The 23,474-nt window shown below is 61.4% G+C and carries 22 protein-coding genes; 11 read left to right on the forward strand and 11 right to left on the reverse strand.

The window, feature by feature from the left end; all coding sequences use genetic code 11:
- The first annotated feature begins 47 nt into the window (after positions 1–47).
- From GQY20_RS27515 to GQY20_RS27525, 3 genes are all read left to right on the forward strand, one after another.
- Entirely contained in the window at positions 48–1,442 is a 1,395-nt protein-coding gene (locus GQY20_RS27515) for a tyrosine-type recombinase/integrase (protein ID WP_157220375.1), read from the forward strand.
- 29 nt (positions 1,443–1,471) lie between these two features.
- Positions 1,472–1,705, forward strand: a complete 234-nt coding sequence (locus GQY20_RS27520; protein WP_232476286.1) for a type II toxin-antitoxin system RelE/ParE family toxin — start codon at positions 1,472–1,474, stop codon at positions 1,703–1,705.
- Between the two features lie 77 nt (positions 1,706–1,782).
- A complete protein-coding gene (locus GQY20_RS27525) occupies positions 1,783–2,106 on the forward strand; it encodes a helix-turn-helix domain-containing transcriptional regulator (protein ID WP_157220376.1) in 324 nt (107 codons plus the stop codon).
- 332 nt (positions 2,107–2,438) lie between these two features.
- Here the strand turns inward: GQY20_RS27525 and GQY20_RS27530 are convergent, their stop codons facing one another.
- The 6 genes from GQY20_RS27530 to GQY20_RS27555 all read right to left on the reverse strand — a co-directional run bounded on the left by GQY20_RS27530 (position 2,439) and on the right by GQY20_RS27555 (position 6,600).
- Positions 2,439–3,125, reverse strand: a complete 687-nt coding sequence (locus tag GQY20_RS27530) for an SDR family NAD(P)-dependent oxidoreductase (RefSeq protein ID WP_157220377.1) — start codon at positions 3,123–3,125, stop codon at positions 2,439–2,441.
- A gap of 26 nt (positions 3,126–3,151) precedes the next feature.
- Positions 3,152–3,868: an SDR family oxidoreductase gene (locus GQY20_RS27535; protein WP_157220378.1), complete on the reverse strand. Its 717-nt coding sequence runs from the start codon at positions 3,866–3,868 to the stop codon at positions 3,152–3,154.
- 52 nt (positions 3,869–3,920) lie between these two features.
- The gene (locus GQY20_RS27540) at positions 3,921–4,595 is read right to left on the reverse strand and encodes a peroxiredoxin-like family protein (protein WP_157220379.1); all 675 of its coding nucleotides are present in this window, start codon (positions 4,593–4,595) and stop codon (positions 3,921–3,923) included.
- 103 nt (positions 4,596–4,698) lie between these two features.
- Positions 4,699–5,793, reverse strand: a complete 1,095-nt coding sequence (locus GQY20_RS27545; RefSeq protein WP_157220380.1) for an alkene reductase — start codon at positions 5,791–5,793, stop codon at positions 4,699–4,701.
- A 23-nt stretch (positions 5,794–5,816) separates the two neighbouring features.
- Positions 5,817–6,452 (reverse strand): glutathione S-transferase family protein, encoded by a 636-nt coding sequence (locus tag GQY20_RS27550; protein WP_157220381.1) that lies wholly within the window; start codon positions 6,450–6,452, stop codon positions 5,817–5,819.
- Positions 6,445–6,600, reverse strand: a complete 156-nt coding sequence (locus GQY20_RS27555) for a hypothetical protein (protein WP_157220382.1) — start codon at positions 6,598–6,600, stop codon at positions 6,445–6,447. Before GQY20_RS27555 ends, GQY20_RS27550 begins: the two co-directional genes overlap by 8 nt.
- A 115-nt stretch (positions 6,601–6,715) precedes the next feature.
- Here GQY20_RS27555 and GQY20_RS27560 point away from each other — a divergent pair, with 115 nt between their 5' ends.
- From GQY20_RS27560 to GQY20_RS27575, 4 genes are all read left to right on the forward strand, one after another.
- Positions 6,716–7,612, forward strand: a complete 897-nt coding sequence (locus GQY20_RS27560) for a LysR family transcriptional regulator (protein ID WP_157220383.1) — start codon at positions 6,716–6,718, stop codon at positions 7,610–7,612.
- A gap of 98 nt (positions 7,613–7,710) precedes the next feature.
- Positions 7,711–8,481, forward strand: coding sequence for an enoyl-CoA hydratase/isomerase family protein (locus GQY20_RS27565; protein ID WP_157220384.1), 771 nt, complete (start codon positions 7,711–7,713; stop codon positions 8,479–8,481).
- Positions 8,482–8,534: 53 nt separating this feature from the next.
- Positions 8,535–9,416 (forward strand): alpha/beta fold hydrolase, encoded by an 882-nt coding sequence (locus GQY20_RS27570; protein ID WP_157220385.1) that lies wholly within the window; start codon positions 8,535–8,537, stop codon positions 9,414–9,416.
- Positions 9,417–9,847: 431 nt separating this feature from the next.
- A complete protein-coding gene (locus GQY20_RS27575) occupies positions 9,848–10,954 on the forward strand; it encodes a Fic family protein (protein ID WP_157220386.1) in 1,107 nt (368 codons plus the stop codon).
- A gap of 76 nt (positions 10,955–11,030) precedes the next feature.
- Here the strand turns inward: GQY20_RS27575 and GQY20_RS32315 are convergent, their stop codons facing one another.
- Positions 11,031–11,573: a hypothetical protein gene (locus GQY20_RS32315; RefSeq protein ID WP_232476288.1), complete on the reverse strand. Its 543-nt coding sequence runs from the start codon at positions 11,571–11,573 to the stop codon at positions 11,031–11,033.
- A gap of 725 nt (positions 11,574–12,298) precedes the next feature.
- Here GQY20_RS32315 and GQY20_RS27585 point away from each other — a divergent pair.
- The 3 genes from GQY20_RS27585 to GQY20_RS27595 all read left to right on the forward strand — a co-directional run bounded on the left by GQY20_RS27585 (position 12,299) and on the right by GQY20_RS27595 (position 16,372).
- Positions 12,299–13,195: a hypothetical protein gene (locus GQY20_RS27585; protein ID WP_157220387.1), complete on the forward strand. Its 897-nt coding sequence runs from the start codon at positions 12,299–12,301 to the stop codon at positions 13,193–13,195.
- A gap of 26 nt (positions 13,196–13,221) precedes the next feature.
- Complete coding sequence (locus tag GQY20_RS27590; protein WP_157220388.1) at positions 13,222–14,556, forward strand: hypothetical protein; 1,335 nt, start codon at positions 13,222–13,224, stop codon at positions 14,554–14,556.
- 709 nt (positions 14,557–15,265) lie between these two features.
- A complete protein-coding gene (locus GQY20_RS27595) occupies positions 15,266–16,372 on the forward strand; it encodes a Fic family protein (RefSeq protein ID WP_157220389.1) in 1,107 nt (368 codons plus the stop codon).
- A gap of 577 nt (positions 16,373–16,949) precedes the next feature.
- Here the strand turns inward: GQY20_RS27595 and GQY20_RS27600 are convergent.
- From GQY20_RS27600 to GQY20_RS27615, 4 genes are all read right to left on the reverse strand, one after another.
- Positions 16,950–17,450 (reverse strand): VOC family protein, encoded by a 501-nt coding sequence (locus tag GQY20_RS27600; RefSeq protein ID WP_157220390.1) that lies wholly within the window; start codon positions 17,448–17,450, stop codon positions 16,950–16,952.
- 110 nt (positions 17,451–17,560) lie between these two features.
- Positions 17,561–18,268: a type 1 glutamine amidotransferase domain-containing protein gene (locus GQY20_RS27605; protein WP_157220391.1), complete on the reverse strand. Its 708-nt coding sequence runs from the start codon at positions 18,266–18,268 to the stop codon at positions 17,561–17,563.
- A gap of 117 nt (positions 18,269–18,385) precedes the next feature.
- Positions 18,386–20,857: a TonB-dependent receptor gene (locus tag GQY20_RS27610; RefSeq protein ID WP_232476299.1), complete on the reverse strand. Its 2,472-nt coding sequence runs from the start codon at positions 20,855–20,857 to the stop codon at positions 18,386–18,388.
- 196 nt (positions 20,858–21,053) lie between these two features.
- Positions 21,054–21,878 carry an enoyl-CoA hydratase/isomerase family protein gene (locus GQY20_RS27615; protein WP_157220393.1) on the reverse strand — a complete coding sequence of 275 codons (825 nt, stop codon included), beginning with the start codon at positions 21,876–21,878 and terminating at the stop codon, positions 21,054–21,056.
- A 590-nt stretch (positions 21,879–22,468) separates the two neighbouring features.
- Between GQY20_RS27615 and GQY20_RS27620 the strand changes: the two genes are divergently transcribed.
- Complete coding sequence (locus tag GQY20_RS27620; protein WP_232476289.1) at positions 22,469–23,371, forward strand: LysR family transcriptional regulator; 903 nt, start codon at positions 22,469–22,471, stop codon at positions 23,369–23,371.
- Positions 23,372–23,474: the final 103 nt, after the last annotated feature.

Raw genomic sequence — 23,474 nt, forward strand, 5'->3', positions numbered from 1 at the left:
GAGGTACGCGCGGTCGAAAAACGAGGTATTTTTTCGGAGACCGAACCATGCTTACCGATGCCAAGGTGCGCACGGCCAAGCCGCGCCCCAAAGCCTACAAGCTCGCCGACGCCAATCGCCTCTTCCTGATGGTCACCCCCAGCGGTGGAAAGCTCTGGCGGTGGAATTACGAGTATGACGGCAAGAACAAGACGATGGCTTTCGGCGCCTATCCGCTCGTGTCGCTCGCAGATGCTCGCGAGAAGCGCGACGAGGCCTATTCCATTCTGTGCGAAGGGCTCGATCCGAATGTCGCAAAACGGCTGAAGATCGAGGCGAATCTGGAAGCCGGACGCCAGACGTTCGAGCGCGTGGCTCGCGAATGGTATGGAAACGCCAAGGCGCAATGGGCGACGATCCATGCGAGCGACGTGATCCGCAGCCTCGAGCGCGATGTCTTTCCGACGATCGGCTCCTTGCCGATCGCGCAGCTTACCCCGCCCTTGATCCTGGGCGTTCTGCGAGAGATCGAGACGCGGGGTGCCATCGAAACCGCCAAACGCGTTCGGCAGCGCATTTCAGCCGTATTCGTCTATGCCATCGCCCAAGGCATCGCGGAAAGCGACCCTGCCGAAAAGCTTGGCGCGGTGCTCAAGCCACTGCGCAAGGGACGGCAGCCGGCGATCACCGACCTCGTGCCGCTGCGCAAGATGATCCTGGCAGCGGAAGAGGACAATGCGCGGCCGATCACGCGGCTCGGCCTCAGGATGCTGGCGCTTACGGCCGTCAGGCCCAGCGAATTACGCGGCGCCGAATGGGCCGAGTTCGAGGACCTCGATGGGAAACTGCCGCTATGGCGCATCCCTTCGGCCCGGATGAAGGGAGACCTCGACCGGAAGGATGAAATCAACGGCGACCACCTTGTCCCCCTCACCCCGCAGGCGGTCGCGGTGCTGCGGGCGATATGGCCGCTGACCGGCGGCGGACCGCTGGTCTTTCCAAGCAACAGGCATGCACACCGCCCGATGAGTGAGAACGCGATCGGCTATCTGCTCAACCGGGCCGGCTATCATGGGCATCACGTGCCGCATGGATTTCGCGCGGCCTTCTCCACTATCATGAACGAATGGGCAGAGCGAAATGGCGACCCGCATGACCGCAAGGTGATCGACTTGATGCTCGCCCATGTGCCCAAGGACAAGGTCGAGGGTGCCTACAACCGCGCAGCCTATATGCCGCGCCGGCGAGAGTTGGCGGTGATCTGGGCCGACATGTTGAGCGATGGCCTGCCCGACCCTGTGGCCCTGATCGATCGGCCCGCGAAAGAAATCGGCTCGCACTCGCGACGGAGGCTGCCCTCGCCCGTCGATGCGGACTTTCGTTTTCCGGCTCAGCGTCGCGCCGCCCGACAAGTCGGCTCGACAATAGGTAACGTATATGTTACTTCAGGGAAGATAAGGTGATCGTTCAGGAGTAAATTCGCGAGGACGGCTTGAGCCCGTTCCGGTCATGGTTTGATGATCTTGATTTCCAGGCTTCGGCCAAGGTGGCGACCGCCATCGTCCGGCTGGAGCTTGGCAATCTGTTGAACGTCAAATGGATCGGCGGCGGGCTCGGGGAATATCGGATCGACTGGGGACCAGGCTACCGGCTCTATCTCGCCCGGGATGGCGACAAACTCATCATCCTGTTCGTGGGCGGGACCAAAAAAGCGGCAGCAGTCTGACATCGAACGGACCGAGGTGCTGTTGGGCGAGTACAAGGCCCGCAAGGCAGCAGCCAGGAAATGTAGGAAGTGACGAGATGGTTCTGACCCGCGATTTCAAGGAAACCGTGAAGGAGCGCGCCGCGCGGGACCCTGCCTTCGCCAAGGCCATGCTCGACGAAGCGGCGACCGCGTTCCTAAACGGAGAGCCGCATGTGGCACGGCTGATCCTGCGCGATCTCGTCAATGCCTCTGTCGGTTTCGAGGAGCTGGCCACCGAGACCAACCGTCCGAGCAAGAGCCTTCACCGGATGCTGTCGGAGAAAGGCAATCCAAGCATGGACAATTTGGCGGCCATCTTCGGCGCGGTACGCAAGCGACTGGGCGTCGCATTCGAAGCTCGGGCAGTCGAGGCAGCGTAATTCAAGGGCAGCGAATTCGAGTGCCAGAAGAGCTTGATCGCTGGGCAGCTAAGCGATTGATTTCGCAGTCAAATTATAGACTTACGAAGTCGCCATGTGCAGCATTAGCATGCTTTCAATTCGTGGAAAAGGCTGGACGGCGATGGACAGAGTGGTCCGACACCTTGTCTGGGCCACGTCGCTCGCATCGTGGGATATTGCCTAGCCGTTCATCTTAATCTGTCGAGCCGCCCGTCGGGAGCCGACGCACAGCGTTTGCCCAACCAACATGTGCCCTACTTAGGGCGATTGCGCTGCCGCGCAGCTTCTGCGCAGCGACCCGTGTAACCGCCTCACCAAGGCAGTTCCTCGTTGAAGCGGTCAACATAGCGCAGACCCGGCTTACCGTGGTTGGCCGAAATCATGTCGACGACCAGAGGAATGCTTTCCTCGATGGAGAGTGTGGCATCGCTGCCGCCCATGTCAGTTCTCACCCAGCCGGGCGCAACGAGCAGCAGCGTGTGCCCATCGCCAGCGTTCTTCGCCGCATAGCCTTTCATCAGCATGTTGAGCGCGGCTTTGCTCGACGAGTAAAGTTGCCAGCCGCCATTCGCGTTGGCGATGCTGCCGAGTTCGGACGTCATGATCGCGATCGTCCCGCTGGCAGGCACCAGGTCTCGTAGCATTTCGGCGGCGCGCACGGGCGAGAAGGCGTTGGTCAGCATCATGTCCTGGAAGTCGTCTTCGCTGGCCGTCGCGGGGCTTTCCTCAATCGCGCGCGCAATGCCGGCGTTGACGAACAAGACATCAAGACAGCGATTCTTTAGGCGATCGTGCAACGCACGGACGCCCTCGGCGTCGTTGATGTCGACGGTCTCCGTCTCCAGACTGCCTGGGAAACGGCCGGCGAGTTTGGCCAGCTCGTCCGACTTGCCCCGCGCGGTCGCGATGACGCTCCAGCCGCGCCGGAGCCACTCCTCGGCTAGGGCGAAGCCGAGGCCCCGGGAGGCACCCAGAACAAGGACGGTCTGCTTGGTCATGCTGTTCTCCATAACTGGATAGGCGGTCAGAACGCGGCCTTGCCGATCGAGGCTCCGCCATCGACATGCAGCGTCTGACCGGTGATGAAACCGGCTTCCTCGGACAGGAGGAAGGCTATCGCGGCGGCGATTTCGTCAGGCTGGCCGAAACGCCCCATTGGCACGCCCGCCAGGTAGCGACGCTCGCCATCGCTGCCTGGCGGGTTGTTAGCGCGAAACAGCTCGGTTTCGGTCGGCCCGGGCGAGACCGCGTTGACCGTGATGCCGGTGGTTGCCAGTTCGAGCGCCCAGCTTCGGCTGAAGCTGACGAGCGCGGCCTTCGCCGCCGCATAGGCGGTGCGCTCGATCGAGCCGAGGACGGTCAGGCTCGAAATGTTGACGATGCGCCCCCAGCGTCGCTCGGTCATGCCCGGGAGCAGCGCCTGAACGGTCTGAAGTGCGGGGTGCAGATTGACGCGCATCACTTCTTCCAGCGCGGGTAGTTCGACCGCGCCGAGCCGTTGCGGGCGGACAAGGCCGACATTGTTGACCACGCCGTCGAAGCGGAAGCGGCCGGTGAGATCCTTCAGTGCGTCATCGGTCGCCTGCGTGTCGGCGAGATCGACGGGAAGAAGCACGCCAGGAAAGTCTGGGCTAGCATTGCGGGCAAGGCCGACGACCTGATGCCCGTCGCGTTTCAGCCGCTGCGCGAGCGCCAGACCGATGCCCTTGCTGGCACCGGTGATGAGGAAGGTTCGAGACATCGGGCACCCCGTCAAGAGAGGCCCCGGCCGCAACAGCGGCCGGGGTCAATGTTCAGGCGGAAACGGTCGTGGCGCGGCGCAGCGCCGGAAGCATGTCCTCCGGCTCGGGGCGGCGGGTATAGTCCGGGTTCACCTCGGCATAGAGGATCGTGCCGTCCTGGCCGATCACGAAGCGCCCGGGCATCGGCAGCGTCCAGCTCGGGTCGCCGTTGAAGGCCGGCAGGTCGTTCTTCAGGCCCTTGTAGAGATCGACCAGATAATCGGGCAGCGCGAAGCGCAGGCCGAAGGCGGCCGCGACGTCGTTGTGCGCATCGGAAAGGATCGGAAAGCCCAGTTCGTTCTGGCGCACCGACTTGCGGCTGTTCACCGGCGTCTGGGGGGAGATAGCGACCAGCTTGGCGCCAAGCTTCTCGAACTCGGGGAGCGCCGCCTGGAGCGCCTGCAGTTCCATGTTGCAATAGGGGCACCACACCCCGCGATAGAAGCTCACCACGAGCGGCCCTTTGGCGAGGAGATCCTCCAACGAGACGGGATTGCCATCCGGGTCGTTCAGCGTGAACGCCGGCGCCTTGTCGCCGGCCTTGAGCGCACGGGTGGCGGCACCGCTGGCGATCAGTTCGGCGGTTGCGCGGTGCATCGTTTCGATGACGGCCGGCGGAACATTGTATGGCGGCTTGCCCGCTTCAAAATCGGTCTTGAAGGCGTCGAGTTTGGCTTGAAGGGTCATGTCAGGTCTCCGTGTATCGGGTGGCAGGGGGAAGATGAGCCAGTCCGGGCCGGACTGGCAGCCGCGTGAGAGGACTATCGCTCATTCCGGCATGGAATGACGTTCAAGCGGCGTGGGCATGGAAAGGGTAATCGGTGTAGCCGCGGGCATCGCCGCCGTAGAAAGTCGCGCGATCGTAAGACGTGAGCGGCAGGCCGAGGCGGAGCCGCTCGGGCAGGTCAGGGTTGGCGATGAAAGCCCGACCGAAGGCCACCGCATCGGCGTCGCCGCTCTCCAGCACGGCTTCGGCGCCTGCTCGGTCGAAGCCACCGGCTGCGATGATCGTGCCGTGGAAGAGCGCACGGAGGTGACGCACCGCGATGGGCTCGCTTGCCGCGATCAGCTCCGTTCCCTTGATGCGGGGTTCTACGACATGGAGATAAGCGATACCCAGCTCGTCAAGCTTGGCCGCCACATAACCAAAGGTCGCTTGCGGATCGCTGTCCGACATCGAACCGTAAGTGCCGCTCGGGCTCAGGCGTACACCGACCCGATCGGTGCCGAAAGCAACGATCGCAGCTTGGGTGACCTCAAGCAGAAAGCGTGCCCGGTTCTGGATCGGCCCACCATAATCGTCGGTCCGCTTGTTGGTGCCGTCCTGCAGGAATTGATCGGGCAGATAACCATTGGCGCCGTGGATTTCGACGCCGTCGAATCCGGCCGCCCTGGCACGCGCGGCGCCGGCACCGAATTCCGCGATGATGGCAGGGATCTCGGCACGCTCCAGGGCACGCGGCATCGTGAACGGCACCGGCCCGTATGCGGCATAGCCATAGCCCTCAGCCGCGATGGCTGACGGTGCGACCGGCGCCTCGCCGTTGGGCTGGATGTCGGGATGCGACTGGCGTCCTACATGCCAGAGCTGCATGACGATCTGGCCACCCCGCTCATGCACGGCGTCGGTGATCGCCCGCCAACCCAGGACTTGCGCGTCATCGTAGATGCCGGGCGCGCCGGCATAGCCATAGCCCTGGCGCGAAATCGGGGTCGCCTCCGAGATGATGAGGCCACCACGGGACGCCCGCTGCGCGTAATAGTCGCGCATCAGCGCGTTTGGCCGATCGCCAGGACCGGACCGCATGCGCGTCAGCGGAGCCATAACGACACGATGGCCGAGGGACAGCGCACCGGCCGCGACCGGCGTGAACAATTTGGACATGACGATTACTCCTCGATTGGTGCTCAGGCGGCAGGGACAAGTGCGTTCACGCGGGCGATGGCGCGCTGAACCGCAGGTCGCGCCTCGATTTCGTCGTACCAGCGGGCGACATTGGGAGTGTCGTCGAGCCCGACGCCGGCGAACTCGCGGCGCCACAGCCAGCCGAAATGGGCGATGTCGGCGATCGTGAAGGTGTCCCCGGCGACGAAGCGGCGCGTTGCCAGCACGCCATCAAGAACGGCGGCTGTGCGCCGGACCTCGTTCGAAAAGCGCTCGATGGCGATCGGCTGCGGCTCGGCGGCGAAGCGCTGGAAGAAGCCGGATTGACCGAAGGCCGGGCTGAGGCCCGAAGCGTGGAAGAAAAGCTGCTCGAAGACACGGGCCCGGCCCTCGCCCGAAGTGGGCAGCAGGCGGCCGGTCTTCTCGGCCAAATAAACGAGGATGGCGGCGGATTCGGTCAGGACTAGACGTCCGTTCTCCGCGTCGGGGTCGACCAGCACCGGAACCTTGGCGTTCGGGTTGAGCGCCAGGAAGTCGGGCGCGTTCTGCTCGCCCTTGCGCACATTGACGCCGTGGAGGGCATAATCAAGGCCGAGCTCTTCCAGGGCGATCGGCACCTTGATGCTGTTGGGGGTAGCGAAGGCGTAGACGTCAAACATGGTTATATTCCTTGAGAGGTAGACGGGCCCGCAGGATCGGTGCGGCCAGCGCGACAAGCGCCGGAATCGGGCTGCCGGTGATCTGAAAGGTCAGCAGGCCGTCGAGCACGGAAGGCGCCGCGGCGGTCCGTATCAGCCATGTCATCATGATCTGGCGCTCCTATCGCTTCGGTCCATCCGAAAGCGCGCAGGACAAATGCCTCTATCCCGCTCGACACGGCAGCAGGGCCTGAGCGATAACGCTCATTCCAAGGAGGAATGGCGTGGATCGATATCAGGCAATGTTGACCCTCGTGCGGGTAGTGGAGACCGGCTCCTTCTCGGCTGCCGCGCGCCAGCTTAATGTCGGCCAGCCCGCTGTGTCCAAGACGATCGCGCAGCTCGAGGGTAGGCTGCAGGTGAGCCTACTGATCCGCTCCACCCATGGGCTGACGCCGACCGAGGCCGGCCAACGCTTCTATGAGCGTGCCAAGGCCGCGCTTCAGGAGGCAGACGAAGCCGAGCTTGCCGCGCGCGGCGCGGGGGCCGGATTGTCCGGATGCCTGCGTGTTTCGGCGGCGACGACCTTCGCGCGGCTTCATATAATCCCGCTGCTACCCCGCTTCCTCGAACAACATCCCGAACTGGAGATCGACGTCATCCTCGACGATCGCGTCATCGATCTGGTCGCGGAGGGGATCGATATCTCGCTTCGTATGGGCGCGCTGCCTGACTCTTCCGCAGTCGCACGCAAGCTGGCGACGGGCGGTCGCTCGGTGTTTGCCACCCCCGGCTACCTCGCGCGCGCCGGAGAGCCGCACACGCCCGCTGACCTCGCCGAGCATGAGACGATCATTTACAGTCAGCTGTCGAACATGTGGTCGTTCACGCGGGAGGGAACGGTTGCATCGGTTACCGTGCGCGGTCGTGTGCGGGTAAGCGCGGCCGAAGGATTGCGCGCGGCGGTGCTGGCCGACATGGGTCTGACGATCGGCTCCGACTGGATGTTCGTGCCGGAAATCGCGAACGGCGCGGTCAGGCGGGTGCTCACCGACTGGGCGCTGCCCCCGATAGACCTATGGGCCGTATTCCCGGCCGGGAGGATGGCGAGTGCCAAGGCGCGGCAGTTCGCGAGCTTCGTGGAAACCGCAATGGCGGGCAGCTATTCCGGTATGGCATAAGCCTTATCGCCCTGCGCTATCGTCCGTCGCGCCCTCGAACCGCCTAGCTGGTCCTCACGCCGCCGCTTCCGGGGGCTCGAAAATCGAGGATCAGCATCATGGCCAAGTTCGACACCTATCGCGACTCCTTCCGCAACGCCCGCCTGACCCGCAAGGACAATGGCGTGCTCGAGGTCGCGCTGCACACCGAGGGCGGAAAGCTCATCTTCAACGGCCATACGCATGAGCAGTTCGTCGAGCTGTTCCACCAGATCGGTGAGGATCGCGAAAACCGCGCGGTGATCCTGACCGGAACGGGCGATGCTTTCATGGACGCGATCGACCCCGAGGGCTTCGACTTCTTCAGCCCCCAGGGCTACGACAAGATCCTGCGCGAGGGCCGCAAGGTGCTGTCCAACATCCTCGACATCGAGGTGCCGATGATCACGGCGCTCAACGGGCCGATGCTGCTCCACAGCGAATATGCGCTGCTGACCGACATCATCCTCGCCACGCCCGAAACCGTGTTTCAGGACAAGCCGCATTTCGAATTCGGCATCGTGCCGGGTGACGGCATGCATGTCCTCTGGCCGCACGTGATCGGGTCGGTCCGCGGCCGCTATTTCCTGCTGACCCGCCAGGTGCTCGATGCCGAGACCGCAAAGGACTATGGCGTGGTGAACGAGATCGTGCCCGCCGATCGCCTGCTCGCCCGCGCCCATGCGATCGCCGACGGCATCGCCGCCCTGCCGCCGCTCACCGGCCGCTACACCCGCATCGCGCTGACCCAGACGCTCCGGCGGCTGATCGACGAAGGCACCGGCTATGGGCTCGCGCTGGAGGGCATCAGCGCCGCCGACGTCGCCCGCTCCATGGTCGCCCAAGGTTGACTTAACGCGCCGCCCGGCCGCGCCGGGCGGCGCTCCAGGACAAGGAAACCGATATGACAACCATTCGCTACAAGACGGTCGACGTCGACGGTCACGGAATTTTTTACCGGGAGGCCGGCGACCGCGCCAAGCCGGCGCTGCTGCTGCTCCACGGCTTTCCATCCTCCAGCCACATGTTCCGGGATCTGATCCCGTTGCTCGCCGACCGCTTCCATCTGGTTGCACCCGACCTGCCGGGTTTTGGCCTGTCCGAGATCAAGTCACGCGACGCCTTCACCTACAGCTTCGACGCGCTGGCCCGCGCGATCGGGCGCTTTACCGAAGTGATCGGGCTCGACCGCTACGCACTCTACGTCTTCGACTATGGCGCACCCACCGGCTTCCGTCTTGCCATGGCGCACCCGGAACGCGTCACCGCGATCATCTCGCAGAACGGCAACGCTTACGAGGAAGGCCTGAGCGCGGGATGGGACCCGATCCAGCGCTACTGGCGCGATCCCAGCGCTGCCAATCGTGAGGCGCTGCGCGAGTTGCTCACGCCCGCGTCGATCCGCTGGCAATATGAACACGGCGTGCCAGACCTCGGCGCCCTCTCGCCGGACGGCAGCGCGCTCGATAGCTGGTACATGGCAAGGCCCGATATGGACGAGATCCAGCTCGACCTATTTGGCGACTATGCCAGCAACGTCGCGCTCTACCCCGCCTTCCAGGCCTACTTCCGTCAATATCAGCCGCCGCTGCTGGCGATTTGGGGCAAGAACGACCCGTTCTTCCTTCCGGCAGGGGCCGAGTCCTACCGCCGCGATCTTCCAGCGGCGGAGGTGCGCTTTCTCGATACGGGCCACTTTGCGCTGGAAACGCATGCGAGTGATGTTGCCAACGCGATCTCGACTTTCCTGATGCGCTCAAGGAGCGGTGCGTCCACCGCAAGGTAGTCGGATCGGAATCGCCGACTACTGATCGCGGTTGGCGACTGCTACAATGAACTGAGATGCCTCAGAAGGTCATCATTGGACCGACCCAAGCACTTCAAATCACTCGATATCTGGGCGCTGATGAACGCGCGTGGACTTGACTGGACGATCGGCAGGAAAGGACTCGAAAATCGCGCTAGTGAGTTGAGAAATAGTCATTTTTCATGACATCATCAACCGATACCCTCGTCGATACCCTATAACTTTTTGATCATGAGGTTCGAGTCCCAAAAGCTCCAGATCGCTGACTTCGCGTCGCCGATTCGTTGCCGTCGTTAGCGAGTGGCGCTTGGCCTCCCATCCGACCGGATGCCTGTTTTGAGCGATAGGGAACATCTTTTATAAATCAGATATTGCCGATATCTGATCGATAGAAAGGAGTGCTATCGATCATGCGTTGGAACTGGCAACAACCTGACTGGCCTAACTTCGCCTATGACGCGACGCGTCTGAGAGGCCGTGAGGACCAGTTCCTGAAGGGTGCCGGTATTCTGGTCGGTGTCATGGCCCACCTCGATGCCGACGATCGTCAGAACCTTTCCATCGAACTCATGGCACAGGAAGCTGTCGATAGCTCTGCAATTGAGGGAGAGATCCTCGATCGCGCGAGCGTGCAATCGTCCGTCGCGAAGCACCTAGGAATTAAGGCCGACCACCGCCGCGCCAATGCCGCCGAGGCGGGCGCTGCCGAGCTCATGACGAACCTCTTCCGCAGCTATCGCGAGCCGGTCAGCGATGCCATGCTGTTCCATTGGCACGCCTTGCTCCTGAACGGCAGGCGGGACCTCGCCGACATAGGCCGATATCGAACACATGCCGATCCCATGCAGATCGTATCGGGAACCCTGCACGCGCCGAAGGTGCATTTCGAGGCGCCGCCATCGCAAGCGGTGCCAGGCGAGATGGACGCATTCATTGCCTGGTTCAACGATACCGGGCCGGAGGGCCCTTCACCGGTAAGCGCATTGACGCGAGCCGGTATTGCTCATCTGTGGTTCGAGTCCATTCATCCCTTCGAAGATGGCAACGGGCGCTTGGGCCGCGCGATTGCGGAAAAGGCTCTGGCCCAAGGGCTCGATACGCCTGCGATTACCGCTCTCGCAGAGACCATCCAGCGCCACCGCAAGGACTATTATGCCCAGCTTCAACGGGCGAGTTTGTCGAACCGGATCGACGAATGGCTCGAATGGTCCTCCGATATCGCGCTTGCTGCCCAGCAGCGCACACGGGATCGCGTTCATTTCCTCCTGGCCAAGGCAAAGCTGCTCGACCGTCTCCGTAGTCGGATCAACGCACGGCAGGAGAAAGCCCTGATCCGGATGTTCGCCGAAGGACCGGACGGCTTCAGGGGCGGGCTGAGCGCAGCGAACTACCGGACCATCACCGACGCAGCCCCCGCGACGGCCACTCGCGATCTCGCAGAACTGGTCGAGTTAGGAGCCCTTCGCAAGGAAGGGGAACTGAAGCACACAAGGTACTATTTGAACCTTGGCGAATGACCAATCGCCCCGCGCGTCTGATATTCTTTGTGCCGGGCGCCGTCAGGCTCGCTCGAGAACAGGCGCGAGTAAGCGTTCAGCCCGCGCGGAGCCGAAATCCTGGACCGCCTTGGCAAGACGCGAACGGTCCATTTCCTTCGCCCGCTCGAGGGCGCGGAAGCACTGCCGATTTGTCTTCCGGCAGCCGATCAAGATTGTGCAGCAGATCGACCAGCAGGATTTCCTTGGATAGTCGCTTCGGCACAGACGGCCGCATTCGGAAATCATAGATACGCCCGTCGATGGTGAACTTCCCGTGCCGCTTGCGATTATAAACGACCGGCTTGCTGTAGAGCTGCGTCGTACCGACCCCGAGCCCGTTGAACGCATTTGGCGAGACCATCAGAAAACGGTCGTCGCCGAGGAATGTCTCGACGAGCCTTTCGGGCTTGGCCGGCGCCGCCCCGAACCTGGTCTGACGCGGCGCCATGTAGACACCGGCCGAGACCTTTTCGAGGCGCCCTTCGCCCACCAGTTGCCGCACATGACGATCGACAGCGTTGGACCAGCGCGCGAGATCCTTGCGGCGGTAAACCTGTCCTGGGCGCAGGTGGCGCTTGAGATCGCTGAGGGCCGACATGTCATATTCCTCCGCGCCAGATGAGCACTTCCGGCATGTCATGCAACGATTCTCATTAAAAACTCATGCATAATGACGCTAGATGGACAGCACATTGGTAACTTCCAGCCACTTTAACGTCATTCGTCGGGAGCTCGTAAGCGCCCGCTCCTGTGGAGCGGCAGCCGCTCAGCTGAGTACGAAATGGCAGACAGCTGCGCGCAAACGCCGGTCAACTCATAGATGGAGCGGCATCTCAAAAGCCGACGTTCAGTCGTGCGGCGTCCGCGCAGGCTGGCCGGTGCGTGCGCTGTTCAGACTCGACGATCGCCCGGCTTGGCGTTTACATAGCGGAAGCGGCGCGTTGGTTGCGACCACCTGCAGCCGGCCGGTCGAAGCGCGCTCAAACGTTCTCGCTGCCGCTACCGGTTTGCCGGACGGCAATGGGGCTTGCATTTGAACCGAAACGGCTTATCGTGTGGCGTGCTGGCGGAGATGGCATGGCCTAGTCTGTTCGCTGATCGATTTGATGCGATCAGAACGAGCGAGGCAAGAAGGCTTTGAAGTCTCTTTGGGTACAATTTGCCAGAGGTCGGATCGGAGTGCCCACGGAATCCTGACGCGGTATGGATTGAGACCCATACTGGCTAGCTCCTGGTCGTCATAAGACGGCTTGATATTGTGGACTGCTGTACCACCCAGTATTAGCTGGGTCGGTGCAGCCAGATCCCTGCGTGGAGCTGGGCATGGAAGATGTTGGTTTGAATGCGGCTGTCTCTAATATTACAGCAGCCCTTCTGGGCTATCCGGCACCAACGATAACGGGTGGTCAGCTTTTTAAACTGATGCGCGAAGTCGCGCCCGGTCTCAATTATCGGGACATTGTGAAAATCCCGAAGGGGCCCGGTGCCCAAACTGCTTTTATCGAGATGTACCTTCTGGGTGTCCTTGAGAGAATCGGCAACCAGGGTGGCGACATCCTCTATAAGATCCTTGGTCACGCCGAAGATGTCTATCGGCCCCGATCGCCTGAATTGTGGAATGCCTTCGTAACCCCGTCCGCATCGACACATATCGTCCTAAAGGCTTTGCCGGACGGGTTAGTCTGTCGCCGGGCTCCGGCCGAGGCGGAAATCGGGGAACGCGAGATTGCTAAAGCGAGCAGCGCTGAACTTGATCAATTGCGCGTCGCCTTTGCGGAAAGCCTTCCACCCGAGGAGGCCGCCCGTTTGGCTGGACTAGCGCCACCTGAGATGCCATTCGCGGACTGGACATCCACGCTGCGCCAACACGCTCCGACGACGTTGCGCAAATGGGGCGCGTTCCGGCGAGAGCATTTGGCCCGACTATTTGCTGAGCGGATCAACGCGCTTGATGTCGACGAAGCCCTGAAGTGCAAAGCGATCGAGCAGATCCAGATAGCTGAGCGCAACGCCTACGAGCGTCCGCAGCGGACGCCACCCGCCAAGGCTGCAGTAGCTGCTCCCGGCGCGTCAATCGGCGCGACCTACAGATCCGACCACGACGTCATCGCGCAGGCGCGTTCTCTGGCGCATTTGGCGGTCGACGGTATGGACTATGAGCAGCTGCGGTCCCTTCGCCTGCCGCTCGGGGTCATTCTCGACGCACTTCGCACGAAATAACGGCACATCGCTGCGGGAACGATCTTGTGGCAGAGCCGAGCGTATTCTTGGTCGTCCCTTCGGCCGCCGAAGCAGATTTCGAAGCGTTCGTGCGCGATACCGTCGCTTGCGCGTTCAAGCCGTCGGTTCGCATTCTGACGGACGCCTCCAACTCCCGTTACCAGACGGATGTCAACAAGGCTGTGACCCGTGATCTGATCGATTCACTTTCGACTTACAGCGTGACGTCGGAGCACAGGATATACATCCACCGCGATACGAAATGCAGTGATCGGGAGCTCAAGTCTTGGTGCGAGCAAAATGGCTTTGTAAGCCGGAATATCTCGGTGGGAACACCTGCCGACATAAAGCGAAGGCTGGTGGATCACTGGTCGGCAACTGGCACCCATTGGAAATCATATGCTCAGGGTCAGATCGACATTTTTCTCGGACAGAAGCTTGGGCTCGATGCTTGGCTCCAGCAGTTCGGAGAGTTGCGGTCGCCAAGCGCCGGGCGCAAGCTCGCATCTCAGCTGCGGGTGATTCAGCCAGACAAGATGCCAGGCGAACCGTTCAAGTTGCGGCCAGCCGACATGCTGGGACTGAACGATGCCTATTGCTACGTGCGTGACAACGACGAAGGCGGGAGTTGGGGCGATATCAAATCCATGCTCATGCACGGCCAACCCGAGGGGAAGGTGCATCCCGTTGAGTGGGACAAGGATGCTGAAACGCTGACCTTTCCGCCAATATCGGTCGATCGCTTCATCGTCTATGAGGATGCGTTGTGGAGTGGCAGTGAAACGGTTCGGCGGCTCAAGGCTTTGGCCAAGTTGCCCGCACCCGCGCCAATAATCCTAAAGTTTGGGATCGTCGCCGATTTTGGGTTGCGCGTTTCCCGTCATGCGATCCGCGCATACGGGCTGACGTCAAAAGTTTCCATTGATACTACAGCATCGCAGCTGCTGCGTTTCATCACGGAACCGCTTCCGCCTGAACTCGATCTCGGGACCACCCGCAGCACAGAAGATTATTTCAAGGAACTCCACGCTTATGTGGGCATGGGCGCACTCGAAGCGAATAGCATGTGGACGGATGAGGAGTTAGCGTTCTGCAAGGAGGCGGGTTCCCAGCTGATCACACAGTGGCTGAGCCGCAGAACCGGCGCGGCTCCTTCCTATGAAGTAGTCGAAAGGTTCGCGATGGGCGGCGGGGGATTTGCATCGACCACTTTGTTCTCGCGCTCGATTCCCAAGGTATGCCTGCCTCTGCTATGGCTCGACGGCGTAGTGACGATCGATTCCCGCCAAGTGCACTGGCGACCATTGTTCTTTGATGCGCGTCGGGTCTCTAACCCGAACTTGCTGTGTGTGGATCTATGAGCGCCTGTCCGTCGCCGCACCGGGTCCGGATCGCGCTCTACGTCGCTGGCCCGTGGTTTGCCGGGAGCGTCTCGGCCTTTCAAGGTACCGCCGAATAAGTGCTGACGGATAGTTTTGCGCCTTAAATTTCCTCGCCGTTGATAGGCTCGCACGGTGCTGCTCGCTTCCTGGCGTTCGGCGATGCCGGTAAATCAAACGTTTAACGTCTGGCCCTGACACGTCCTTCCATTCGACCTGCCACTTGGGAACGTCGTGAATGTCTCAATCTTCGCCGGTCGGCGACTGCCGGTACGCCAGCACCGGCGATCAATCTGAATGGCCGGCTTCGAGAACGCAGCGCAAGGTTTCTACGCCCAAAATTAAGTACGCAGTGTCGCGCGCTCTTTCTGGTCGGACGTATCTGAACGTCGCCAGACGCTCCTGGATTCTAAGCAGGAAAGGACTCGAAAATCGCACTAGTGAGTTGATAAATAATCATTTTTTATGACATCATCAGCCGATACCCTCGTCGATACCCTATAACTTTTTGATCATGAGGTTCGAGTCCCAAAAGCTCCATATCGCTAACTTCGCCTCGCCGATTCGTTGCCGGCGTTAGCAAGTGGCGCTTGGCCCTCATCCGACCGGATGCCTGTTCCTGAGCGATAGGGGCATCTTTATAAATCAAATAGTTCTGATATATGATCGATAGAGAGGAGTGCTATCGATCATGCATTGGAACTGGCAACAACCCGACTGGCCTAACTTCACCTATGACACGACGCGTCTAAGAAGCCGTGAGGACCAGTTTTTGAAGGGGGCCGGTATTCTGGTCGGTGTCATGGCCCACCTCGATGCCGACGATCGTCAGAACCTTTCCATCGAACTCATGGCACAGGAAGCTGTCGATAGCTCTGCAATTGAGGGAGAGATCCTCGATCGCGCGAGCGTGCAATCGTCCGTCGCGAAGCACCTAGGAATTAAGGCCGACCACCGCCGCGCCAATGCCGCCGAGGCGGGCGCTGCCGAGCTCATGACGAACCTCTTCCGCAGCTATCGCGAGCCGGTCAGCGATGCCATGCTGTTCCATTGGCACGCCTTGCTCCTGAACGGCAGGCGGGACCTCGCCGACATAGGCCGATATCGAACACATGCCGATCCCATGCAGATCGTATCGGGAACCCTGCACGCGCCGAAGGTGCATTTCGAGGCGCCGCCATCGCAAGCGGTGCCAGGCGAGATGGACGCATTCATTGCCTGGTTCAACGATACCGGGCCGGCCGGCCCATCACCGGTAAGCGCATTGACGCGAGCAGGCATTGCTCATCTGTGGTTCGAGTCCATTCACCCCTTCGAAGATGGCAACGGGCGCCTCGGCCGCGCGATTGCGGAAAAGGCTCTGGCCCAAGGGCTCGATGCGCCTGCGATCACGGCTCTTGCAGAGACCGTCCAGCGCCACCGCAAGGACTATTACACCCAGCTTCAACGTGCCAGTCTATCGAACCGTATCGACGACTGGCTCGGATGGTTCTCCGACATCACGCTTGCGGCTCAACAGCGCACGCTGGATCGGGTTCATTTCCTCTTGGCCAAGGCCAAGCTGCTCGATCGCCTCCGCAGTCGGATCAACGCACGGCAGGAGAAGGCCCTGATCCGGATGTTCGCCGAAGGACCGGACGGCTTCAGAGGTGGTCTGAGCGCATCAAACTACCGAACCATCACCGACGCAGCCCCCGCGACGGCCACTCGCGATCTCGCAGAACTGGTCGAGTTGGGAGCCCTTCGCAAGGAAGGGGAACTGAAGCACACAAGGTACTATTTAAACCTTGGCAAATGACCAACGCCCCGCACGTCGGCTTTTCTCTGTTGCCGTGTGCCGTCAGGTTCGCTCAAGAACAGGCGCGAGCAAGCGGTGGGCAAAGTCCTGGACCGCCTTGGCGAGACGCGAACGGTTCATTTCCTTCGCCGCTCAAGCGCGCGTGGAAGCACTGCCGATTTGTCTTCCGGTAACGGCCGAGATGGTGCAGCCAATCTGTCCAGGGCGCAGGTGGCGCTTGAGATCGCTGAGATCCGGTATGTTCAATCTCCCACGCCCATGCAGGCGCGCGGAAAATCTTATGCATCGATCCTAATCGAAAATTCATGCAGGTCGAGTTGAATGGAGATGGCGGTATCGCTCTCTCCATTCCAAAAAGGCCGGTTCAAAGTCGCCAACCAGCACGCGCCGATGGGCTATGAGGTAACAATTCCGCTAGGCGGGTGGCAACTTCCCACCAGAATACGCCGTTCCGATCCCGCGCTTTATATGTCAGCTCAAGCCGAAGCGGCGGGTCGGCAATGCGCTCCAATGCCGGCCGCTCAGCCGGCGGAAACCTGCACCCAAAAGCTGTCATTAGTCAGGAGCATGAAATACTTCAGGTGGCCGTCAGCCAGTCCACAAGCGGCTTCGTGAACCTCGTGTCTCCTCCTTGCAAGTCAGCCGATAGCCGCGCCGTGACTTCCTGAAATACCCAGCGATTGCCATCAGGATCGCTGAAGGAAGCGTAGCTTGCATAGCTTTTCCGCTCGGGATTGGGACCGCAGGCGATCTTGTCCGCATCGATATGGTGGAAGACACCGCCATCGTCATGGAACAGTTCGCCGATGCCGATTCCGTCCGCAATCAGTTGGTCGCGGACCGCGACGATATCCGAAACGATCAGGTGCAGCCCTTGAACCGAACCGGGCTCGGCCGTTGTAACTCCCTTGCCAAAGATGATCGAGCATTCCGATCCTTGTGGGGTGAACTGAACGATGCGGTAATCCTCGTCAGAGGAATAGTCGATGTCGAGCCTCCACCCGAGGCGGTTATAGAATTGTTTCGCGCGATCGACATCCGAAACGGGGATCACGACGACTTCGAGCTTCATTTCCATGAGGAAAACTCCGGGGTTGGGACTCGGGCCTGGCGCGGTCATGTCTCAAGCTTGTTGGGGCGAACCGCGGAACTGCGACACCGCGTGCTGCAGGGACGGAAGGATCGGGGTCAGACGGCGCTCAGCTTCTCAGCCGGCTTCGGTGCTGCCAGCAACGCTAGAAGTGCTTCCGCTCCCGCAGTCGAGGAAGCGGGATTCTGCCCGGTGATCAGCAGCCCGTCCGTAATCGCGAAGCTCCCCCAGTTCGGGACTTTCTCGAAGAGACCGCCAAGCCGCTTGAGCTCGTCCTCGACAAGGAAGGGCACGACGTCAGTGAGCTGCACTTCCTCCTCTTCGTCATTTGTGAAGCCGGTGACGCGCTTTCCCTTCACGATGGGATCGCCCTTGTATGTCACCCGGTGAAGAACCGCAGGCGCATGACAGACCGCCGCAACCGGTTTTCCGCTGTTGTAAAAAGCCTCGATGAGCGCGATCGAGTCGGGGTTGTCGACAAGGTCCCACATAGGGCCGTGGCCACCGGGATAGAAAATTGCATCGAAATCTCCCGCGCGCATATCCGCGAGCTTCTGGGTGCTGGCGAAAACCTTCTGCGCCTCGGGATCCTGCTTGAAGCGAGCCATTGCTTCGGTCTGGTTCTCGGGAAGGTCGCTTTTAGGGTCCACTGGAGGCTGGCCGCCCTTGGGCGATGCGAGCGTGAGTTCGACCCCGGCGTCGCGGAATACATAATAAGGCGCCGCGCCCTCCTCTAGCCAGAATCCCGTCTTACGGCCCGTGTTGCCCAAAATGTCATGCGAGGTGAACACCATCAGAATTTTCATGTCGTGCCTCCTTCGGCTTCAGTGCATGGCGTCAATCTGTCACTTCGCGGGGCACCGGGAAATCGGACGATAGTATCGGAACAGCGCCAAGGGTCCGCAGTCAGGTAGGCGGCTTGCCTACCGGCCGAAAGGTCGAACGGTGAACCGCAACCAGAACTCGCGCCCACGCTCAAAGCCGCACACTGTCTCACCGGATCCCGCAGGCCCCTTGATGGGCGCCCCTGTCACTATGCCGGGGAAAACGCCGCCGCCGCCCGGATAGTTGATGTTGAGGCAGCCGCCGGTAGTCAGGCGATCGGTCAGGTTGTTACCGATAAGCGCAAGCTCCCACCGGTCGTCGCGCGCCTTGAGCCTGATATCGGCGCCGATCTTGGCGAACGCACTTTGAAAGCCATTATCGCGGTTGCCGAGATCAACGACGTAGCGGGATGAATATTGGAGCCGCGCGCCCATTCCCAGCTCGAGGTTGCCGCCGACGGGCCGCACATAATCGGCGCGAGCCGCCACCTGCCAACGCGGTGCGCGATGGAGGGGCGTGCCTGACAAATCCTGTCCGTTGTAACGGACAGGCGTGCCCAGCACAGGGTCGATGCTGAAGTAGCCGGCCGCAAGTTCGGCCGGATCAGTTACGGGGGTTGGCAACTGGTTGCAGCCCTCGATGACCGTCTGGCCGGGTTTGCAGTCTGCGTTGGCGAAGCGCGTGAAAGTGCCGTGATTCCAATTAAGCGATCCAGTAAAGCTTAGTCCGGGAACGCTGCCTGGGCGATAGCGCAGCGTGAGGTCGATGCCATAGACCTTCGCCGCGCCTGCGTTGACGGTTGCAAGCACGGGCACGCCCGCGTCGGTGATCCGGATAATGCCTGCTTGCAACCCATTATAACGATAATAATAGCCGGCGAGATCAAAGAAGAATTGCCGGGCGCCGGCATGACCCTTGATGCCGACTTCACCGCCGCGGGCCCGCTCGTCACCAAATGAATTGTCGTCGCCCGGATTGAGCGCCTGATTGATGTTGTAGGAACCCGATTTATAGCCTTGCTTGAACGCGCCGAAGAATGTCAGGTTGGGGTTCGGATACCAGCTGATGGTCAGCTCCGGCGACCAATTGCGCGAGTGCAGGCGGGGAAGCTGCGGCCTGATCGGTTCCCCTTCAATGCCGGTCACGACGCCAAGAACATCATAAGTAATCGGGGCGTCGCTACGCTTCTCGTTTGTCCAGCGCACGCCGCCCGCAATCTCGACCTGGGGCGCTGGGCGGAATCGGGCTTGCCCGAACAGCGCGAGCGAGCGGATGTCGACATCGTGTGAGCCTTGCAGCGCAATGCGTGGCAGACCATAGCGGGCGTTGCCGAAAAATCCGATATCGTTCGTGATATTGGCGCCTTGGAGGAAGACGCCCCCGGTAAAATCAAAGTCGCCTCCAAGGTTGGACGCGAGACGCAGCTCCTGGGTCGCTTCGCGCCGCCGAAATCCTTTGGTGATCGCAAGTGGCGCCATCGCTCCTCCTGCCCACGAGCCGTTCTGAAGTGCATCGACCCTGATCCGATAATAGCCAGTCAGTGAGGTCAGCGTGAATTGCGGCGTGAGAGGCCAGTTCATTTCCAGCGTGCCGAAGTGCTGGCCGGTTTCGGTGAAGTTGACACCGCCATTGGGCACGCTGAAGGCGTTTGGATCGACATCGACGATATTGAGGTTGCGATCGGCCTTGCAATCCTCGTTCGCGCTATATTGTGACGGCAGGTCGAGGCCGATCGAAGGGAGATAGTTGAACCTCCCGTCTGGGCAGCGGACGAGCTGTTCCTGCAAGCCGCCGAGGCGGCGGTCGTGGGTGATGTTGAGCTTGAGCCGCGCGGTGAAATCGGGACTCGGGTGAAATAGAGCGGTCAGGCGCAGATAAAGCGCGTGACTCTTGCCAAAGCGGTTGTCGGGCTGCATCGCGCCGCTTTCCGGAATTGCGATAGCGGTGTTCCGGAAATAGCCATCGCTCGAAGCGTATTGCGAAGAAAGCCGCAGTCCCAGACCGTCGGTGACCGGTCCCGAGAGAATGAGGCGCGCCTGCCATTCGCGCGCCTCGGCTTCATAGGCTGCGCTTCCGACGATCTCGGTGTGATCCCCCGGATCGGCCGTCCGGATGGCGATGACGCCCCCTGGGCTATTCTTCCCGAAGAAGAGCGGCTGCGGACCCTTGAGAATTTCGACCCGTTCCATGTCGAAAATACCGATCGAATAGGCAGCGCCCTGTCCAAGTGGCAGTCCGTCGAGATTGAGCGCGACCGATTGGTCGACCCCCGGATCGAGCGGACTCGAGCCGATGCCGCGGAGCGAAACTTCGGTGCCCACCTCGAGCGGTGCTGCGCCAAGCACGAGTCCCGGCGTGAGGGCGGCGATGTCATAAAGGTCGGTGGCTTGGTTGCTGCTCAGTTCGTCCGCCGGTAGCACTGTGGCCACGACAGGTACTCGCAATGCCGCTTCCTCACGCTTGCGGGCAGTGATGATGATCTCGTCCTGATCGACGATTTGCGCCACCGCCGGGAGCGCTTGTCCTAACATACCGGAGACGAGAATGGTGCCGCAAATCGCGATGCGCATCCACAACGAGGTTCTCCCGGATGTCGGCTGCATGTTTCTCCCGCCTGATCGGATATGGCCTCAGCGTTCGATCATTATGCCCGCCGCGCGGTGCGAGCGCTATTGATATGAAGGTATTGCCTCGGAGGACGTTTCACCGGTTACTCGGCAGCTGTAGTGCCGCAAATATTCTGGTGTAGTGTCGCATCCTCCGGATTTACTGGTTCGGGTCGGCGACATGGCGCCCGAGCTCGAACTCGATCGCGGACCGCGTCTGAAGCCCGCGATCCAGAAGTCGGGCCATGCGCGCGCGCGTATCGGACCGCGCGGTCGATACGAAGAACTGGTCGAGCGCCGGCGGAAACAGGGTGTCGTCTGGCAAGGTTACCTGATCGACGAGCATCTTGGTCTCCGCGATCGCATATTTCTCGAAACCGGCAATCCGGCGAGCAAAGCGGTTCACAAATTCATCAAGCTCGTCGTCGGGTACCGCGCGATTCACGTACCCGTAACGCTCGGCGAGATCGCCGGGAAAGTCGTCGGCGCCAAGCACGATCTCGAGCGCTCGCCCTCGGCCGACCAGTCCGCCGAGCCGAGCCATGGGGTTGGCGCCCGGAACCGCCCCAACGCCGACCTCGAACTGGCCAAGAACAGCCTTTTCGGAGCTAGCAAAACGCAAGTCGCACGCGAGCGCAAACTCGCTCCCCGCGCCGCGCGCGCGTCCGCGGAGGGAAGCGATCGAGACGACCGGCGCGCGGGCGAGGCGCGCGAGAACGTCGAGCCAGGGGTGCATACCCGTCGGGCCCTTGGGCAATGCCGCCGTTCTCGCCTTGTCGACGAGCACGTCGTAATGCGCGAGGAAGAAATCCGGGTCCTCGCTGGCGAAGACGATTACCTTGATCTCGGGGTCGACCTCGAGCCGCCCGACGATGTCCGACAGTTCCTCGATTGTGTCGAGATCGATGAGATTGATGGGGGGGTTCGAGATCGCCGCCTGCCAATAGCCTCGCGTAACTTCATCGATGCGGATTTGTCGGGCCATGTCTGCGCCTCGCTGGCTGATCGGGATCGGTCCCCGCCATCGAGATTGTGCCGTCACAGCCTCCGGCGAAACTGGACGAACGTATCGCCGATACCTTCGTCTCAATCCTATGCGTGGCGTTGGCTGGCCGCACTTTCCGCAATTCCTCGGCTCGAGGAATTTACATGCGGGCGTGGCTTCCTTCGGGCGTTAACGTCCATTCAATGCTACCCTCAACATGCCCCGAAAGCTCGAGCTCTGCAATCTGGCGAGGTAAGGTTAGCCGATGGTCGCCTGTAAAAAGTTGCCCACGGTGCGTCAGACGATGATGATTCCGATGACGATGGCCGCGGCTGCAGGATGAACCGCAGGCTACCGTCCTTCTCGACGCTTTGCATCGGTCGGCGGCCACACTCTCAAATCGCGAAACGATACGATCGTGCAATCGCAATTGCCGGACCAACAGCCGACATCGAGGAATAGCTTGGTGTCTCAAGCTTCGTGATCGGCGAACGCGAATGTTTGGCCATTCTCGGTTTCTCTCGATGGTTGCATGAATATGCTGGACGCAGGCTCAAATTTTCGGACGGATCATGGATCGCATCGACTTGATGAATATCTTTGTCACGGCGGTCGACGAGGGCAGCCTTGTCGGCGCTGCTCGGCGCCTGCGTCGTTCGCCAACCGCGATCAGCCGCGCGATCGCGTCGCTCGAGGGGCATCTGGGCGTCGAACTGCTTCACCGGACGACGCGCAGCATCAGGCTCAGCGAAGCGGGTCAGCGCTATGCGGCATCGTGTCGGCGCATCCTCGCCGAACTCGAGGAGGCGGACCTGCTTGCCGGCGGGGAACGATCCGCACCGCGCGGCATGCTGACGCTGTCGGCACCGCCGATCAGCGGCGAGGAGGTCTTGCGGCCGATCCTCGACGAATTTCTTGCAGCCTATCCGATGGTTTCGGCGCGTCTGCTCCTCGTGGACCGGTCGGTAAATCTGGTGGACGAAGGCGTCGATGTCGCGCTTCGCGTCGGGCAGCTTCCGGACTCTTCACTCGTTGCAACGCGCGTCGGCGACGGAGTGCGGCGGGTGGTCGTCGCATCGCCGCAGTATCTGAGCGAGCATCCGCTGATCGAAGAGCCTGCCGATATCGCGGGGCACCAGATTGTTTCGCTGACCCATTTCGGAATCGAAGCGTGGGCCTTCGGCAGCGGACCGGCGGCGCGCACCATCCATTTTCCGCCGCGACTGATCGTGAACACGGTGCGCGCTGCGGTCGGATCGGCGGTGGGCGGGCGTGGGCTGACACGCGTCTATTCCTACCATGTCGCGCGCGAAGTAAAGGAGGGGTTGCTCACGATCGTTCTGGCCGAAGCCGAGCCGGAACCGCAGCCTGTGCACCTGTTGGCCCCCGGCGGACGGATGGCGGTGCCCAAGGTCCGCGCATTCATCGATTTCGCCACCCCGCGGCTTCGTGCCGCCTTCGCGAGACTCGCGATCGACGCGCGCGAACTTTAGCTCCATCATTATCCCGATGCGCGGCAGAATGTCTGCCGGCGAAGATCGATTATCTCGGCATTGCGCCAAACCTACTTTGCTCCCGTCGGCGCAAGGCGCGCCG

This window comes from Flavisphingomonas formosensis, from assembly GCF_009755815.1.
Lineage (GTDB): Bacteria > Pseudomonadota > Alphaproteobacteria > Sphingomonadales > Sphingomonadaceae > Flavisphingomonas > Flavisphingomonas formosensis.